At 69.0% G+C, this 15,379-nt stretch carries 15 protein-coding genes; 11 read left to right on the forward strand and 4 right to left on the reverse strand.

Translation table 11 applies throughout. The features are described 5' to 3' along the window. Nucleotides 1–3: 3 nt before the first annotated feature. From EGT67_RS15950 to EGT67_RS16000, 10 genes are all read left to right on the forward strand, one after another. Nucleotides 4–1,149: an RNA polymerase sigma factor gene (locus EGT67_RS15950; RefSeq protein WP_206612420.1), complete on the forward strand. Its 1,146-nt coding sequence runs from the start codon at nucleotides 4–6 to the stop codon at nucleotides 1,147–1,149. Nucleotides 1,150–1,201: 52 nt separating this feature from the next. Then, nucleotides 1,202–1,747 (forward strand): hypothetical protein, encoded by a 546-nt coding sequence (locus EGT67_RS15955; RefSeq protein WP_127917071.1) that lies wholly within the window; start codon nucleotides 1,202–1,204, stop codon nucleotides 1,745–1,747. Between the two features lie 85 nt (nucleotides 1,748–1,832). Then, nucleotides 1,833–2,567 carry an MBL fold metallo-hydrolase gene (locus EGT67_RS15960; RefSeq protein WP_127917072.1) on the forward strand — a complete coding sequence of 245 codons (735 nt, stop codon included), beginning with the start codon at nucleotides 1,833–1,835 and terminating at the stop codon, nucleotides 2,565–2,567. Between the two features lie 76 nt (nucleotides 2,568–2,643). Then, nucleotides 2,644–3,060: a GlcG/HbpS family heme-binding protein gene (locus EGT67_RS15965; RefSeq protein WP_127917073.1), complete on the forward strand. Its 417-nt coding sequence runs from the start codon at nucleotides 2,644–2,646 to the stop codon at nucleotides 3,058–3,060. A 145-nt stretch (nucleotides 3,061–3,205) separates the two neighbouring features. Beyond that, nucleotides 3,206–3,538: a histone-like nucleoid-structuring protein Lsr2 gene (locus tag EGT67_RS15970; RefSeq protein ID WP_127917074.1), complete on the forward strand. Its 333-nt coding sequence runs from the start codon at nucleotides 3,206–3,208 to the stop codon at nucleotides 3,536–3,538. Between the two features lie 2 nt (nucleotides 3,539–3,540). Beyond that, nucleotides 3,541–4,410: a hypothetical protein gene (locus tag EGT67_RS15980; RefSeq protein ID WP_241566061.1), complete on the forward strand. Its 870-nt coding sequence runs from the start codon at nucleotides 3,541–3,543 to the stop codon at nucleotides 4,408–4,410. Nucleotides 4,411–4,553: 143 nt separating this feature from the next. Further along, entirely contained in the window at nucleotides 4,554–5,012 is a 459-nt protein-coding gene (locus tag EGT67_RS15985; protein WP_127917075.1) for a MarR family winged helix-turn-helix transcriptional regulator, read from the forward strand. Next, on the forward strand, nucleotides 5,009–6,340 hold the full coding sequence (locus EGT67_RS15990) for an MFS transporter (RefSeq protein ID WP_127917266.1): 1,332 nt from the start codon (nucleotides 5,009–5,011) through the stop codon (nucleotides 6,338–6,340). The genes EGT67_RS15985 and EGT67_RS15990 overlap by 4 nt, the downstream gene beginning before the upstream one ends. Before the next feature lie 33 nt (nucleotides 6,341–6,373). Next, the gene (locus EGT67_RS15995) at nucleotides 6,374–7,426 is read left to right on the forward strand and encodes a DNA polymerase III subunit beta family protein (protein WP_127917076.1); all 1,053 of its coding nucleotides are present in this window, start codon (nucleotides 6,374–6,376) and stop codon (nucleotides 7,424–7,426) included. 19 nt (nucleotides 7,427–7,445) lie between these two features. Next, a complete protein-coding gene (locus tag EGT67_RS16000) occupies nucleotides 7,446–7,931 on the forward strand; it encodes a hypothetical protein (protein WP_421958143.1) in 486 nt (161 codons plus the stop codon). A 588-nt stretch (nucleotides 7,932–8,519) separates the two neighbouring features. Here EGT67_RS16000 and fumC read toward each other — a convergent pair. From fumC to mdlC, 3 genes are all read right to left on the reverse strand, one after another. Further along, nucleotides 8,520–9,968, reverse strand: coding sequence for a class II fumarate hydratase (gene fumC, locus EGT67_RS16005; protein WP_127917078.1), 1,449 nt, complete (start codon nucleotides 9,966–9,968; stop codon nucleotides 8,520–8,522). Further along, nucleotides 9,968–11,620 carry an NAD-dependent malic enzyme gene (locus EGT67_RS16010; RefSeq protein WP_127917079.1) on the reverse strand — a complete coding sequence of 551 codons (1,653 nt, stop codon included), beginning with the start codon at nucleotides 11,618–11,620 and terminating at the stop codon, nucleotides 9,968–9,970. Before EGT67_RS16010 ends, fumC begins: the two co-directional genes overlap by 1 nt. Before the next feature lie 213 nt (nucleotides 11,621–11,833). Beyond that, nucleotides 11,834–13,453, reverse strand: a complete 1,620-nt coding sequence (gene mdlC, locus EGT67_RS16015) for a benzoylformate decarboxylase (RefSeq protein WP_206612410.1) — start codon at nucleotides 13,451–13,453, stop codon at nucleotides 11,834–11,836. A 252-nt stretch (nucleotides 13,454–13,705) separates the two neighbouring features. On the opposite strand from mdlC, the gene EGT67_RS16020 reads away from it, so the two are divergent. Continuing rightward, nucleotides 13,706–14,392: a YceI family protein gene (locus EGT67_RS16020; RefSeq protein ID WP_127917080.1), complete on the forward strand. Its 687-nt coding sequence runs from the start codon at nucleotides 13,706–13,708 to the stop codon at nucleotides 14,390–14,392. Here EGT67_RS16020 and EGT67_RS16025 read toward each other — a convergent pair. Next, complete coding sequence (locus tag EGT67_RS16025; RefSeq protein WP_127917081.1) at nucleotides 14,324–15,286, reverse strand: sterol desaturase family protein; 963 nt, start codon at nucleotides 15,284–15,286, stop codon at nucleotides 14,324–14,326. The two genes, EGT67_RS16020 and EGT67_RS16025, sit on opposite strands and share 69 nt — an antisense overlap. Nucleotides 15,287–15,379: the final 93 nt, after the last annotated feature.

Below are 15,379 nucleotides of genomic sequence, written 5' to 3' on the forward strand. Positions count from 1 at the left end.
GAGGTGGACGAGGCCCTGCTCCGCAGCCTCACACCGAGCGTGCTCGGGATCCTCGTCCGCCGCGGAGCAGACTTCGCGGCGGCCGAGGATGCCGTGCAGGACGCGCTGGTCGAGGCGATCCGCGTCTGGCCGACCGACCCGCCCCGGGACCCGAAGGGGTGGCTGGTGACCGTGGCCTGGCGCCGGTTCCTCGACGCGACCCGCGCGGACGCGTCCCGCCGCCGGCGCGAGGATCTCGTGGACGAGGAGCCCGCGCCGGGGCCCGCGCCCGCGGTGGACGACACGCTCGCGCTCTACTTCCTGTGCGCCCACCCGTCGCTGACGCCGTCGTCCGCGGTCGCGCTCACGTTGCGCGCGGTCGGCGGGCTGACCACCCGTCAGATCGCCCAGGCGTACCTGGTTCCCGAGGCGACCATGGCGCAGCGCATAAGCCGGGCCAAGCGCACCGTCTCCGGTGTGCGGTTCGACCGGCCCGGTGACGTGGCCACCGTGCTGCGCGTCCTCTATCTGGTCTTCAACGAGGGCTACTCCGGCGACGTCGATCTCGCCGCCGAGGCCATCCGGCTCACCCGACAGCTCGCGGCCGCGATCGATCATCCCGAGGTGGCGGGGCTGCTCGCTCTCATGCTGCTCCACCATGCCCGGCGTGCCGCCCGGACCGCGCCCGACGGCGGCTTGGTACCGCTCGCCGAGCAGGATCGCGGCCGGTGGGACACCGGGGCGATCACCGAGGGCGTCGGGATCCTGCAGGCGGCTCTCGCCCGGGACCGGTTGGGCGAGTTCCAGGCCCAGGCGGCGATCGCGGCACTCCACGCCGACGCGCCCACCGCCGAGGAGACCGACTGGGTGCAGATCGTCGAGTGGTACGACGAGCTCACGCGCCTGACGGACAGCCCGGTTGTCCGGCTCAATCGCGCGGTGGCCGTCGGCGAGGCCGACGGTCCGCGCGCCGGCCTCGCGGCGCTCGCGGAGCTGCCCGACTCGCTGCCCCGCCACGCCGCGGTGGCGGCGTACCTGCACGAGCGCGCCGGCGACGCGGCGACGGCGGCGCGGCTCTACGCCGAGGCGGCCCTGGCCGCGCCGAACCTCGCCGAGCGGGACCACCTGACGCGCCAGGCCGCCCGGCTCAACGCGCACCGGGTGCGCTGACGGGTCGCGTTCTCCGACGTTCTGTCGGGTGCCGCCGATAGGCTGCGGAACCGTGCCGTCCCTCTTCGTCGATGACCGCGAGCGCGGAATCGCGCCCGCCACGAGTCATCCCGCGTTCGTCGCCCTCGCGCCCGAGTCGTTCTACGACCAGGGCGAGCAGTTCTCGCCCTTCGGCAACGACTCCGGGTACGACGCGCTGCGGGAACTCGAGGACTGGTACGCCGTCGGCGGCCGGGACGACGCACTGCCGGCGTTCGTGGAGGGGCTCATCGCCGCCTGGGACTTCGGCGTGCCCGACGACGTGTGGACGGCGGACCGGGAGGCCGTCTTCTCAGGCCTGTGCGACGGCTCGCTCGACGAGGTGACGCTCGCCGCCGAGGCGCAGGCCCAGCTGGCGATCGTGCTCGGCCAGTTGAAGATCCGCGGCGGCCTGACGCCCGCGGCGCGCAGCCTCGGCAACGCTGCCGTCGGTGTCCTGCTGGCGCTGGCCGACCACGCCCGCACCGCCTACCCGGACTGGCCGCACGCCGGCAGCAACCTCGCCGCGATCGCGGCGTCCGCCGAGGTCATCGATCGGGCGCCCACTCTGCAGGCCTGATCTCCTCCCGTTCGCTGTCGTCGAAATCTGTTCGCCGAGAACGAAACCGGGGGACGCCGCGGCGGTCGCCGCATAGCGTCGGGGTATGCCTGGTCCCGATCTGCAGCAGCTGACGCCGTCCCTGCATCGCCTTCGCATTCCGACGGGGCCCGCGCACCTGCTGAACTGCTACCTCTGGCTCGAACCGGACGGCGTCACCCTCGTCGACACCGGTTGGCCGGACAGCGCCGACCTGATCGCCGACGCACTCGCGGCGCTGGGCCGGCAGCGCGCCGACGTGCGGAGGATCGTGCTCACGCACTTCCACGAGGACCACACCGGGTCCGCGGCCGAGATCGCGAACTGGTCGACCGTCGAGGTGATCGCCGGGGCGGGCGACGCGCCCTTCGTGTCGGGCGCGCGGCGCGGTCCGCTTCCTCGGCTGACGGACCTGGAGAAGACGATCCATGCCGAGACCGACGAACCCTCCCACGGGCCGCCGTGCCGCGTGGACCGCGAGGTGGTCGACGGCGACGTCCTGGACTTCGCGGGCGGTGCGCGCGTCATCGGCGTCCCCGGCCACACGCCCGGCAGCATCGCGCTGTACCTGCCCGAGGCCGACGCGGTCCTCACCGGCGACGCGGTGGCCGAGTTCGACGGTGCGGTGATCCTCGGCGTCTTCGACACCGACCGGGAGGCGGCGACGCGGTCGCTCGCGAAGCTCGCCGCGACGCGCGCGGAGATCGCCGGCTTCGGTCACGGCGAGGCCGTGCGCGGGGGCGCGCACGAGCGGATCGCCACCGCCACCGACCCATTCGCGCCGTCCGCCGAGCCGCGCTGAGCGCCGCGGCGCAGCGTCGAGTAGTCATATGGGGGCTGTTTGCGACGAGAACGGCACCAGAGGGAGGAATTTCGGGATGGCAGGGAATCAGGCACGGTTCGATCTGGCGTCGGCCCGGCGGGCGGCGGACGCGGCGCTCGAGGCCGCGCGCGGCGACGGCAACCGGGTGAGCGTGACCGTGGTCGATGCGCGGGGACACGATCTGCTGGTCGTCCGCGACGACGGCGCCGCGTGGTTCACACCCGGTGTGGCCCGGGCCAAGGCCGTGACTGCCGCTCTGATCGGGATTCCCACGACCGCCTACTCGGGTCTTGCCGATGCGCATCCCGCGCTCGCCGACCTGATCGACGGCCAGGTCCGGCAGTCCCTGACCACCCTGCCCGGCGGCCTGCCGGTGACCGTCGACGGCGAGGTCGTCGGCGGTCTCGGTGTCAGCGGCGCGCAGCCGGAGCAGGACGTCGCGTACGCGCAGGCGGGCATCGCCGCCCGCTGAAAGTCGTCCGCCGATCTGCACCGATCGGTCCCGCGGGACGTCCCGTTACTCTCCGGCGTGAAAAACCCCGATCCGCGTCGGATTGTGCATGGTGTTGTCCCGTAGGCTTCCGATGCAGCTGGTTGGCAAACCTCGGGAGTGATACGTGGCACAGAAGGTAATTGTCGAGCTCATCGATGATCTTGATGGTGAGCCCATCGACTTCGGCGGCGAAACGATCAGCTTCGCGGTCAACGGCGTCGAGTACACGATCGACCTCAATGACAAGAACGCCACCGAGTTTCATCGCAAGCTGGACTACTACATCCGGCACGCGACCAAGGTCGGTGGCCGGCAGACCGCCCGTGCGGTGAAGCCTGTGGTCGACGGTCCGAGCACGCCGGAGATCCGCGACTGGGCCACCCGAAACGGCTACACCGTCTCGACGCGGGGTCGCATCGCGGCTGACATCGTCAAGGCGTACACGGCCGCGCACTAGCCATGGCGAAGGTCAGCAAGCGCACGGAGAGCAAGACCGCGTCCGAACCCGTCGTCGAGGCGACGGCGGAGGAGGTCGCGTCGGACGTCGACGCCCCGGAACTCGCTGTGGACGCCGACGCCGACGCCGACGTGGACGCCGCGGACGACGAGCAGGGCTCGGAGGTCTCCTTCTCCCACGGCGATCCGATCCGGGTGTTCCTGTACGACATCCCCAACGACGGCGGCGAGTGGACCGCGCGCTACGAGTACGGGATCAAGCGGATCCGGGCGAAGAAGGTGAGCCCGGTCGTCTATCTCGACCTGCTGCACCGCGTGTTCCCCAAGCACGAGGTCCTGGTCAAGGGGGAATTGCTCAGCGTCAAGAGCCGGCCGCACCCCGAGGACCCGAAGGTGCTCACCGAGGTGGCGCTGCTGGTCTACCTGGCCACCGAGGTGGCGCTGTTCAAGGCGTTCCTCGACTGGGCCGGCCAGGACATCAGCTCGATCCGGATCACACACGACAAGCTCGACGACGTGGCCCGCCGCATCCACAACGATCTGTACCGCATCCACCTGTTCAAGCAGCGTCTGGTGGCGGCGGGGATCGAGGATCCGGCGGAACTCGACGACGACGTCGTGCGGCCGATCGAGGTGATCAAGAGTGAGATCGACGCGATCCAGGACCTGCGGATCTCGGTCAAGCGGTACCGGGACCGGGTGGCGCAGGCCAAGCGGGATCGCGTCGTCAAGGAGAGCCAGAACCTCGTCGGCAACATCGAGATGGCCACGTGGGATTCGGTGCAGCGTCGCGAGGAGATGGTCGTGATGCGCGAGTGGGTGGACAACCAGCAGCGCGTCCTGCCGATCGTCAAGACCGCCAAGCAGGGCTGAAACCCCCGCCGACAACCCCCGCCGACCGAACCTAACGCAGGGCCCCTCCCCGAACCGATCGGGGAGGGGCCCTGCGTTAGGTTCGGGAAGTTCCGTACCGCACGGTGTATGCTTGCCGATAAGCAACTAAATTGGAGGTGGAAGTGACAAGCCTCTTCGACGACGACGAGGTGTCCCGGCTGCGGGTCGCGCTCGGTCGCATTTCTCGGCAGGTCGACCGGCAGACGTCGGGCGGCGAGCTCACCAAGACCCAGTTCTCGATCCTCACCACGGCGGTGCGGCGCGGCGCGATCCGGGCCAGCGAGATGGCCGAGATCGAGACGCTCAACCCGACGATGCTCTCGCGCATGATCGGCAAGATGGAGGCCGAGGGGCTGCTGATGCGTTCCGCGCACCCCGACGACGGCCGCGCCGTCGTCGTGGCCGCCACCCCCGAGGGGATCGCGTTGCACGCCCGGTTGCGCGACAAGCGGACCCGGCTGTTCGCCGAGTACCTCACCCAACTTCCCGAGACGAAGACCCAGGACCTGCGGGGCGCCCTTCCGGCCCTCGAGGCCCTCGCCGATCAGATGTGTCAGTCCCGGGCCGCGGCCCGCTCATGACGGCCGCGGGCAAACTCGGGCGGCAGACCTTCGCCGCGCTCGCCAACCGCAACTTCCGTCGCTTCATCAGCGGCCAGGCCGTCTCGCTCATCGGCACCTGGATGCAGCTCGTCGCCCAGTCGTGGCTCGTCCTCGAGCTCACAGGGTCGGGCACCGCGATCGGCGTCGTCGTGGCGCTGCAGACCCTGCCGATCCTGCTCCTCGGGCCGTACGGCGGCGTGATCGCCGACCGGGTGGACAAGCGCCGCTTGATGATCGCGCTGCAGTCGCTCATGGGAGTGCAGGCGCTCGTCCTGGGCCTGCTGACGATCACCGGCACTGTCGAGCTGTGGCACGTCTACGTGCTGGCGCTGCTGCTCGGGCTCAACCAGTGCTTCGAAAACCCTGCGCGGCAATCGTTCCTGCTGGAGATGGTCGGCCCGCAGGACCTGCGCAACGCGGTGAGCCTGCAGTCCACGCTGGTCAGCGCGTCACGCATCGTCGGGCCCGCGGTCGCGGGCGTCACGATCGCGGCGGGCGGCCTGGGTGTGTGCTTCCTGCTCAACGCCGCCAGCTTCGTCGCGGTGATCGCGTCGCTGGTGCGCCTGGATGTCTCTGCGCTGCATCGTTCCCCGCCGACCGAACGAGCACGCGGACAGCTGCGGGAGGGCCTGCGGTACGTGCGCGGCAACCGTAAACTCGCGGTGCCGCTGCTGATGATGGCGTTCATCGGCTGCCTGGCGTTCGAGTTCCAGGTGGTGCTGCCGATCGTCGCCGACCAGACCTTCGGTGCCGGGTCCGAGGCGTACGGATTCATGACGGCGGCGATGGGCATCGGCGCGGTGTGCGGCGGCCTGCTCGTCGCCACGTGGGGCCGCACCGGCACCCGGGTGCTGATCGTGGCCGCGGCGGCCTTCGGGTTCGCGCTGGTCGCGGCGGCCGCGGCACCGAACCTCGCCGTCGAACTGGTCGCGCTGGTGCTCGTCGGCGCGGTGAGCATCGCGTTCAACTCGACCACCAACAGCACCCTCCAGCTCGAGGCCGAACCGCAGATGCGCGGCCGCGTCATGGCCCTGTGGTCGACCGCGTTCCAGGGCTCGACCGCGATCGGCGGCCCGGTCGCCGGCTGGGTCAGCCAGGAATGGGGTGGGCGTGCCGGCCTGCTGCTCGGCGCGATCACGTGCCTGGTCGTGGCGCTGGTGGCCGCGATCGTCATCGGTCGGGGCAAGGAGGTCACCGCGCAGACCGATCCGATCACCGAGGACCCGGAGGAACTCACCGTGGAGAACCCGGCGGTGTCGGAGGACCCCGCGGTCACCGACGCGGACGCGCGCAGCAAGGCGGCTTGACCTTCGACCTGGTCGAGACTTCATGATGGCCGCGTGAGCGCATCCGGAACCGACGACCTCATCACGATCGGTGTATTCGCCAGGGCGAGTGGCCTGACCCCGAGCGCGCTGCGGTTCTACGACGACTGCGGCCTGCTCTCCCCGGCGTACACCGACCCGGCGACCGGGTACCGGTACTACTCCGGCGACCAGCGCGAGCGCGCGTCGACGATCCGCCGACTGCGGGAGATCGACGTCCCGCTCGAGGCGGTGACACGGATTCTCTCCGCCGGCGGGGACGAGGCGGTCCGCCTGCTGGACGAGCACGTCCGACTGCTCCGGGAGCGCGCCGACACGGCGGCCGCCGTCGCTGCGTCGCTCGGGGCGGCCCTGACGGCGGGGGAGTCCGGACGCCGCGTCGCGCTGCCGGGAAGGCTGTTCGGGGAAGCGGTCGACCAGGTGGTTCCGGCGGCGGCCACCGACGACCGCTTCCCGATCCTGACGGGGATTCTGATCGAGGTGGGCGACGGCGCCGTGGTTCTGACCGCGACCGACCGCTACCGGTTGTCGACCCGCAGTCTCGCCGCGCCGGTCTCCGGCGCGTCGTGGGCCGTCGTCGTCCCCGCGCGTGAACTCGCGGCGCTCACTCCGTGGCTGCGCGAACGCCGGGAGGTCGCGCTGCGTCGCACGCCCGACGGTGTCGTCGTCGCGGCCGACAACGGCGACAGGCGGCTCACCTCGATCGACGACGAGTTCCCCGACTACCGGGCGATGCTCGCCGCGCTGCCCGCGGCCGCCACGCGGGCGATCGTGTCCCGGGACGCGTTGCTCGCGGTCACCGAGGACGCGTCGGATGCGCGAGTCCACTGCGTGATCGCTGCCGGTGGCGTGCGAGTACTCACCGGCGACGGGGAGCGGCGGCTCGACGCCGACGTCACCGGACCCGCCGTCGAGCTGTGTTTCGCGTCGGGTGCACTGCACGCCGCGTTGGCGACCGCCGTGGGACCCGACGTCATGCTCGACCTCTCGCGCCCCGACATGCCCGTCGCCATCCGCTCCGCCACCGACGGCGACCTCACCACGCTCGCCATGCCTGTGGCGCCGTAACCCGCCCTGCAACAGAAGGATCGACATGACCGACGAGATCATGGATGCAATCACCCGAGCGGTCGTACTCGGACGGGAAGGGGACGTGGGCGCCGCGAGGTCCGCGCTCGTCGACCTGTGGGCCGCGATCGGTCCCGCGGGCGACGCCCTGCACCGCTGCACCCTCGCGCACTACCTCGCCGACCTGTACGACGACCCCGCGCAGGCGCTGGTGTGGGACGTCCGCGCCCTCGACGCCGCCGACGCCCTCACCGACGACCGCGTGCAGCAGCATCACACGAGCCTCGCCGTCCGCGGCTTCTACCCGTCGCTGCACCTCAACCTGGCCGACAACTTCCGTCGGCTCGGGTCGTTCGATCAGGCACAGGTGCACCTCGATGCGGCCGGCCGGTATCTCGACGCGCTCGGCGACGACGAGTACGGCGCGATGATCCGCACCGCTGTCGATGAGGTCGGCGCGGCCGTCGCGGCGCGGTCGGTCGAATCGAGGCCGTCGCACCCGTAGGTGCTCGATGTCGACGCTGTTGCTTCAGGAACTCATCGCCATTGAAGAGCCCCTCGTGTACGGCGTGCGGCCACGAGCCGGATGGACGCGACGGGAGGGCCGGTCCGGAAGATCTGCCCGTGCGGGTACCTGCTAGACCGGCCCCGGCCGATCCGACAGGTATCACCCGACGGACCCATGTTGTCCCGCAAAGACGTTAGGGAAACATGGAACAGGGCCGGCGCTGAAGGAGCGTGAGCGTTGTCGCGTGGGTGAGGGTGATGCAAGCGACGAAGTGCTTGTCGGTGAGAGTAGTGCCCGTCGGCGCCGAGGTAGCAGGTGGCGAGCGCGAGTCGGATCGGGATGCGTTGCGGGTCAGGTATATTCACCCGACAAGCGGACCGGCGCGATACGTCCCGCCAGGCTCACGGCCGGCGTGTCCGACCATGACCGGATCCACCGTTTTTCAGATAGCCCCCATCCGGCGGACGACAACGCAGGCGCGGGCGGTGCTGATCCCGGCTCGATGCCGGTGGCGCCCCGCCCGCGCGGTATTGGTCGGATTCGGGACGTTCATCCTCTCGTTTTCAGGGAGTCGACAATGTCCTGTCAGGGTGTGCCGACCATTTGCAGCGGGTCCACAACCTTGTCGAACTCGGCGGCGTCGATGTAGCCGGTCGCCAGGGCCGCCTCGCGCAGCGTGGTGCCCTCGTCGTTGGCCTTGTGGGCGATCGCCGACGCCTTGTCGTAGCCGATGACCGGCGACAACGCGGTGACCAGCATCAGCGAGTTGCCGACGTACTTGTCGATCTGCTCGCGGTTCAGATCGGCGCCCTCGATGCAGAACTCGCGGAACTTCACCGCGGCATCGCCCAGGATCCGTGCCGAGTGCAGCACATTGTTGATGATGATCGGACGCATGGCGTTGAGCTCGAAGTTGCCCTGCGTCCCGGCAAGGGCCACCGCCGAGTCCTCCGCCAGGACCTGGATGCAGACCATCACCAGTGCCTCGCACTGCGTCGGGTTGACCTTGCCGGGCATGATCGAGCTGCCGGGCTCGTTCGCCGGCAGCACCAGCTCGCCGATCCCGCACCGCGGTCCCGACGACAGCCAGCGGATGTCGTTGGCGATCTTCATCAGTGGCACCGCCAGCGCCCGCAGCCCGGAGCTGGCTCCGACCATCGCGTCCAACCCGCCCTGGGCCGAGAACTTGTTCTCTGCCGTCCGGAAGGCGTAGCCCGTGAGCTCGGCGATCTTCGCGGCCACTTCGGAGTCGAATCCGGGCGGAGCGTTGAGACCGGTGCCGACGGCGGTCCCGCCCATGGCGAGCTCGTAGAGCCCATCCATGTCGGCCTTCAGGCGCGCCAGTCCCTGCCGGATCTGCATCGCGTAGCCGGACCACTCCTGTCCAACGGTCAGCGGGGTCGCGTCCTCGAGATGGGTGCGACCGATCTTCACGACCTCGCGCCACTGGTCGGCCTTCGACTCGAAAGCCTCGAGCAGTGACTCGAGCGCGGGGACGAGCCGCTCGTTGAGCTCCTTGACGACGGCGATGTGCATTGCCGTCGGGAAGGTGTCGTTGGAGGACTGCCCCATGTTGACATGGTCGTTCGGATGCACCGGCGTCTTCGCCCCCAGCCCCCCACCCACCAACTGGATGGAGCGGTTGCTGATCACCTCGTTCACGTTCATGTTCGACTGCGTGCCGGAGCCGGTCTGCCACACGTAGAGGGGGAAGCTGTCGTCAAGGGCGCCCGAGATCACCTCATCGGCGACCTGCGCGATCAGGGTGGACTTCCACTTCGGCAGCCTTCCGGCGGCGCCGTTGACCAGTGCAGCGGCTTTCTTCACATAGCCGTAGGCGTGGTAGACCTCGTGCGGCATCCGATCGTTGCCGATGGAGAAGTGGACCAGGGAGCGCTGGGTTTGCGCGCCCCAGTACCGGTCGGCGGGGACGTCGATGCCGCCCATCGAGTCGGTCTCGTGGCGGGTGCCGCTGGCCTGCAGGCCGATCGGGAGGTCGAGGATCTTGGGCTGGTGGGTCGCGGGGGCGCTCATCAGACATCACCGTCCCGGTAGACCGGCTGCCACATCGCGTCCTCGACGGCCTGGACCAAGTTGGCAACGGGTTTGGTGGCGACGCCCTCGGCGATGGCCTGTTTTGCCACCGCCACCGCGACGGTCGCCGACGAGGCGCGCAGGTTGTCGACCGGAGGCAGCAGCGAGGCGCCGCGGGCGCTGGGGTCGACCTGGCCGGCGACGGCCTCGGCGGCGGCGAGCAGCATGCCGTCGGTGACCTGGGTGGCCCCGGAGACGATGGTGCCCAGCCCCAGGCCGGGGTAGAGCAGCGCGTTGTTGGCCTCGCCGATCACGTAGTCCACGCCCTCGAAGGGGACCGGGTCTACCGGGATCCCGGTAGCGACCAGGGCGTTGCCCTTCGACCACGCGATGGCGTCGACGGGCATGACCTCGATGCGCTCGGTCGGGTTCGACAGCGGAAGCAGGATCGGGCGCTCGGCCCCGGCGCACAACGCCTCCACCACGTCACGGGTGAACGCGTTGTGCGCGGTCGAGGTCCCGATCAGAATCGTGGGCTTGGCCTCCTTCACGACGGTGAGCAGGTCGATCTTGCCGTCGATGGTGCGCGCCCAACCGGCCACCTCGGCGACCGGCCGCGCGTATGGCGCTTGATAGTTCGGGAGGTCGGCCATGTCGTCGGTGACCAGGCCGTTGATGTCGACCAGCCACACCCGAGACTGGGCGTCTGCCAGGCTGAGGCCCTCGCGAACCATCGCCGCGGCGATCTGGTCGGCCATACCCGTGCCGGCCGTGCCTGCCCCGAAAACCACGAGACGCTGCTCGGCGAAGCTCTGCTTGGTCACCTTCAGGCCGGAGAACACCGAGGCCATCACAATTGCACCGGTGCCCTGATTGTCATCGTTGAAGATGCGGTACTTGTCGCGGTTCTTCTCCAGGATCCGCCGCGCGTTCGCCGGACCGAAGTCCTCGAAGTGCAGCAGCGCGTGTGGGAACAGGTCGGCGGCCGTCTTGAGATAGAGGTCGACGAAGTCGTCGTAGCGATCGCCGCTCACCCGGGCGTGCCTGTTTCCCAGGTACGCCGGGCTGTTCAGCAATGTCTCGTTGTCGGTGCCGACGTCCAGGTGCACCGCCAACACGCGCGCCGGATCGATTCCGGCCGCCGCGGTGTACACGGCCAGCTTGCCGACGGAGATCTCACTGCCGTTCACCCCCCAGTCGCCGATACCGAGGATCTCCTGCGCGTCCGTGACCACGATCAAGTCGATGTCGTCCGGTCCGAAGCCCAGGGTCTCGAAGGACGGTCGGACGTCCTGGGGCCGGTCCACAGAAAGGTAGACGGCCCGCGACTGACGGTAGTCGTGGCTCCAATTCTTGATCGCGTCGCCGACTACGGGATCGTAGATTATCGGCAGCATCTCGGCGAGGTGGTCGAGAATGACCCGGTAATAGAGAACCTCGTTACGGTTGTGCAGCGCGTTCAGGTAGTCGTACTTCTCGAGATCGGTCTCGAAGGAATTGATCTGGGTGTAGGCGCGCGCAGCTTGCTCATCGAGAGTCTCGACGGCTGCAGGGAGTCGTCCGATCAGCGCGAGCTTCTCACGCTGCCGATATGTGAAGGCGGTACCCCTGTTTCGCAACGGATCGGTGAGCACATCAGGCTTCTTCGACACGATTCCTCCTCGAGGGTTCGGATGAGATGTTCGGTGGACAATCGGCACCGGCTCGCCGCGCACCACAATGGCCGGAACGGCCACTTGTCTGGCGAAGTCGGGTCTATCGGATCAGGCCACCTCGAATGTTGAAGTGGCTGTGGGTCGCTGCTCACGGCAGTGCGTCAGGTAGTCGATCGGCGTCTGGTGGTCGATCGAGGAGTCCAGGCCGGGCTACAGCAGCGGCGGGACCGTCGCCGCGATCGGGACCTCCAGAACGGTAGGGCCGGAGCGTGCGAGCGCGGCCTTCACCGCGACCTGTACCTCGGCCATCGTCTCTGCTCGGTCGCCCGTGCATCCGTATCCCTCACCGAGGGAGACGAAGTCGAGGGACGGGATGTCGAGTCCCGGCACTCCCGGCGTCTCCTCGAGCTTGGCGAACGCCTTGAGGATGGCGTATTCCGCGTTCCGTGGAACCACGTACAGGATCGGCAATTCGTGGTCGGCGGCGGTCCACAGCGCCTGGAGGGCGTACTGGAACGAGCCGTCGCCGATCATCGCCACTACCGGACGGTTGCGGCCGGAATCGCGTTCCGCGAGTGCGACACCCACGCTGGCCGGCAGGGTCCAGCCGAGGCTGCCGCTCGCCGCGGTGTAGAACGAGTCGGGCTTCACGATCGGCCACGCGGTGTGCAGTTCCGCGAGGTTCGACGGCGACTCCTCCATCAGGACGGCGTCGTCGGGGGCGACGGATCGGATGGCCTCGAACAGTTCGAGCGCGGTCAGCACGTCGCCTGACGGCGCGACGAGCGGCGCCGGGTGCGGGGCCATGCGGTGCGGATTCATATCGACGGGACCGCTCGGTGCCTTCTCCTCGACGAGCTCGAGGAGTCCCTCGAGGGCCAGGACCGCGTCGCACAGCAGGCTGTCGCCGACCGGAGCCTTTCCCGCCTCAGTCGGATCGTCGGTGACGTGCAGCAGCGACATCCCCTCCGGCAGGTACTCGCCCGGAACGTACGGGTAGTAGCGGAACACCGGCGCCCCGACGACGATTCCGACGTCGTGGTTCTCCAGCCGCTCCGACAGGGGGCCGATGGCGAACGGTAGCCCGCCCCGGTACTGGGGGTGGTTCTCGGGGAACGGCGGGCGCTCCGAGGACGGCGCCGCCCACACCGGTGCGCCGAGCCTCTCCGCCAGCGCCACCGCCTGCGCCCAACCGTCACCGCGGGCGATCGAGGAGCCGTAGATGAGCACCGGGTTCTTCGCGGCGGACAGGCGACGGGCGAACTCTTCGAGCCGATCCGGATCCGGTCCTATCCGCGTCGCCACAGAACGAACCACCGGGGTGCTCGCCGCGGGCTTGTCCCAGTCGTCCAGCGGGATCGACAGGAAGACCGGACCGGCCGGGGGCTGCATCGCCATCGCGTAGGCGCGCATGAACGCCGCGGGCACGTCCTCGGCGCGCACCGGTTGGTAGCTCCACTTGGCCCAGGGCTTCGTCAGCATCTCGGGCTCGACGTTCGTCAGCCACGGTTCCATCAGGAGCATTTCCCTGGTCTGGTTTCCGGCGGTCACGATGAGAGGTGTGCGATTGAGCGCCGCAGTCATGACGTTGCTCATCGTGTTCGAGATTCCCGCCGACGTGTGCACGTTGACCAGCGCGGGGGAGCGGGTCGCCTGGGCGTAGCCGTCGGCGATGGCGATGGCCGAGGCCTCCTGCAACGCCAGGACGTACCTGAAGTCGCTCGGCAGGTCCTTCAGGAATGTCTCCTCGGTCGATCCGGGATTTCCGAACACCGTGGTAATTCCGAGTTTTCGCAGAAGATCGAATGTGACGTCGCGAATCGTTTCCATTGAGATCTGTCCTCCCCGTGACCGCCCCGCGGCGGGGTTCGGTGATTCCGGCTTGGTCTTTATGGGTTTTCGATCTGCAGTGCCTGTCGGTCTTGTCGAGTGAAGCATGTCCGGAGTGCTCCGATTCCGGAGTAGACGGATGATTCGACGGGTGATTTCGATGCGGCAAAGGTGCGCGATTCCGAATACGAGACCACACCGGTCGGCGGCGTAGCTGTGGCGCCAGGCCCGGCGTGCTCATACGCTGTGCCGGTGAAGAAATGGTGGCTCGTCGGTGGTGCGGTCGTCGTGGTGCTGCTTGCGGCCGTGCTCGCGGGACCGTGGATCTACGGCGAGTTCATCGCCGAGGACGACGCCCCGGCCGCCTCCGTTTCCACCGAGGGGGCGCAGGCCGCCTCAGGTCCGGTCGACGGCCAGTGGCTCGTCGGGGCGGGGGAGAGCGCCAACTCGACCGCGGCCGGGTACACGGTGTCCGAGATCCTCAACGGCGCGCGGGTCACCGTCGTGGGGACCACCGACCAGGTCACCGGCGCCGTCAGCATCTCGGATCAGAAGATGACCGCGGCCGAGGTGGTGGTGCAGGTCGCCGACATCGCCACCGACAACTCGCGCCGCGACGGCCAGTTCCGCGGCAACGTCATGGACGCCGCCGCGTATCCCACGGCCACGTTCGCGCTCGCCGCTCCGGTCGACCTCGCCGCGCTGCCCGCCGACGGCACCGCCGCGACGGTGCCGGTGACGGGGACGCTCACGCTCAAGGATCAGACCCGCCCGGTGACCGCCGACGTGAAGGTGCTGCATTCCGGGGACGCGCTCGTCGCGTCGGGCAATGTTCCGGTGACGTGGTCCGACTTCGGAATCACGCCGCCGTCACTGGGATTCGTGACCGTCGACGACCACGGCACGGTCGACTTCCTGGTGAGCCTGGCCCGCGCCTGACGGCGTCCACCCGGGCGGCCCGAACACGTAGCCGAGACGTTCGCGCCACGAGGTCGCGGCGCGGACGTCACGGCCGATCGAGGCGTACTCGTGTGTCTGCAGCTTCCAGATGTCGTAGGTGCCGACCGGTTTCGTCAACCCGTAGGTGGGGCGTTGCTTCTCGGGTCGGAAGGTGCCGAACAGTCGGTCCCACACGATGAGGATGCCGCCGTAGTTGCGGTCCAGGTACTCGGGATCGCACCCGTGGTGCACGCGGTGGTGCGACGGGGTGTTGAACACGAACTCGACCGGCCGCGGCAGCTTCCCGACCCGTTCGGTGTGCACGAAGAACTGGTACACCAGGCTCACCGAGAAGCCCACGAAGATCATCCACGGTGGAATGCCGATCAGCGGCAACGGAATCCACATCAGGATCTCGCCGCTGTTGTTCCACTTCTGCCGCAGGGCGGTCGCGAAGTTGAAGTACTCGCTCGAATGATGCGCCTGGTGCGTGGCCCAGATCAGTCGGATCCGGTGCGCCATGCGGTGATACGTGTAGTACAGCAGGTCGATGCCGACCAGCAGGATCACCCACGTGTACCAGGCGTTCGCGGGCAGGTGCCACGGCGCCGCGTAGACCCAGATCGCCGAGTAGCCGATCAGCGCCAGGAACTTCCAGAACGCGGTGGTCGCGATCGACACCAGCCCCATCGAGATCGACGCGCGCGCGTCCCGGAACTCGTAGCCGGCGGTCGGGGGGAAGGCGCGGCCGTCGCGGACGTCGGCCTCCTCGAGCTTGCGGGCCGCGAGCCACTCCAGCCCGAGGAACACGACGAACGCCGGTATCGCCAGGGTGACCGGGTCACCGAGCGGTTCGAGCAGCGATCCCCACGCTGCGGTGAGGGTCTCCCACATGTCTCCTCCAGGCGATCGAGGCACCTGACCGAGAATCTACTCGGCGGAGTGACCGGGGTCACCATCGAGGGCGCGGTGGGTAACGTCATCACG

It is taken from the genome of Prescottella agglutinans, from assembly GCF_004011865.1.
Lineage (GTDB): Bacteria > Actinomycetota > Actinomycetes > Mycobacteriales > Mycobacteriaceae > Prescottella > Prescottella agglutinans.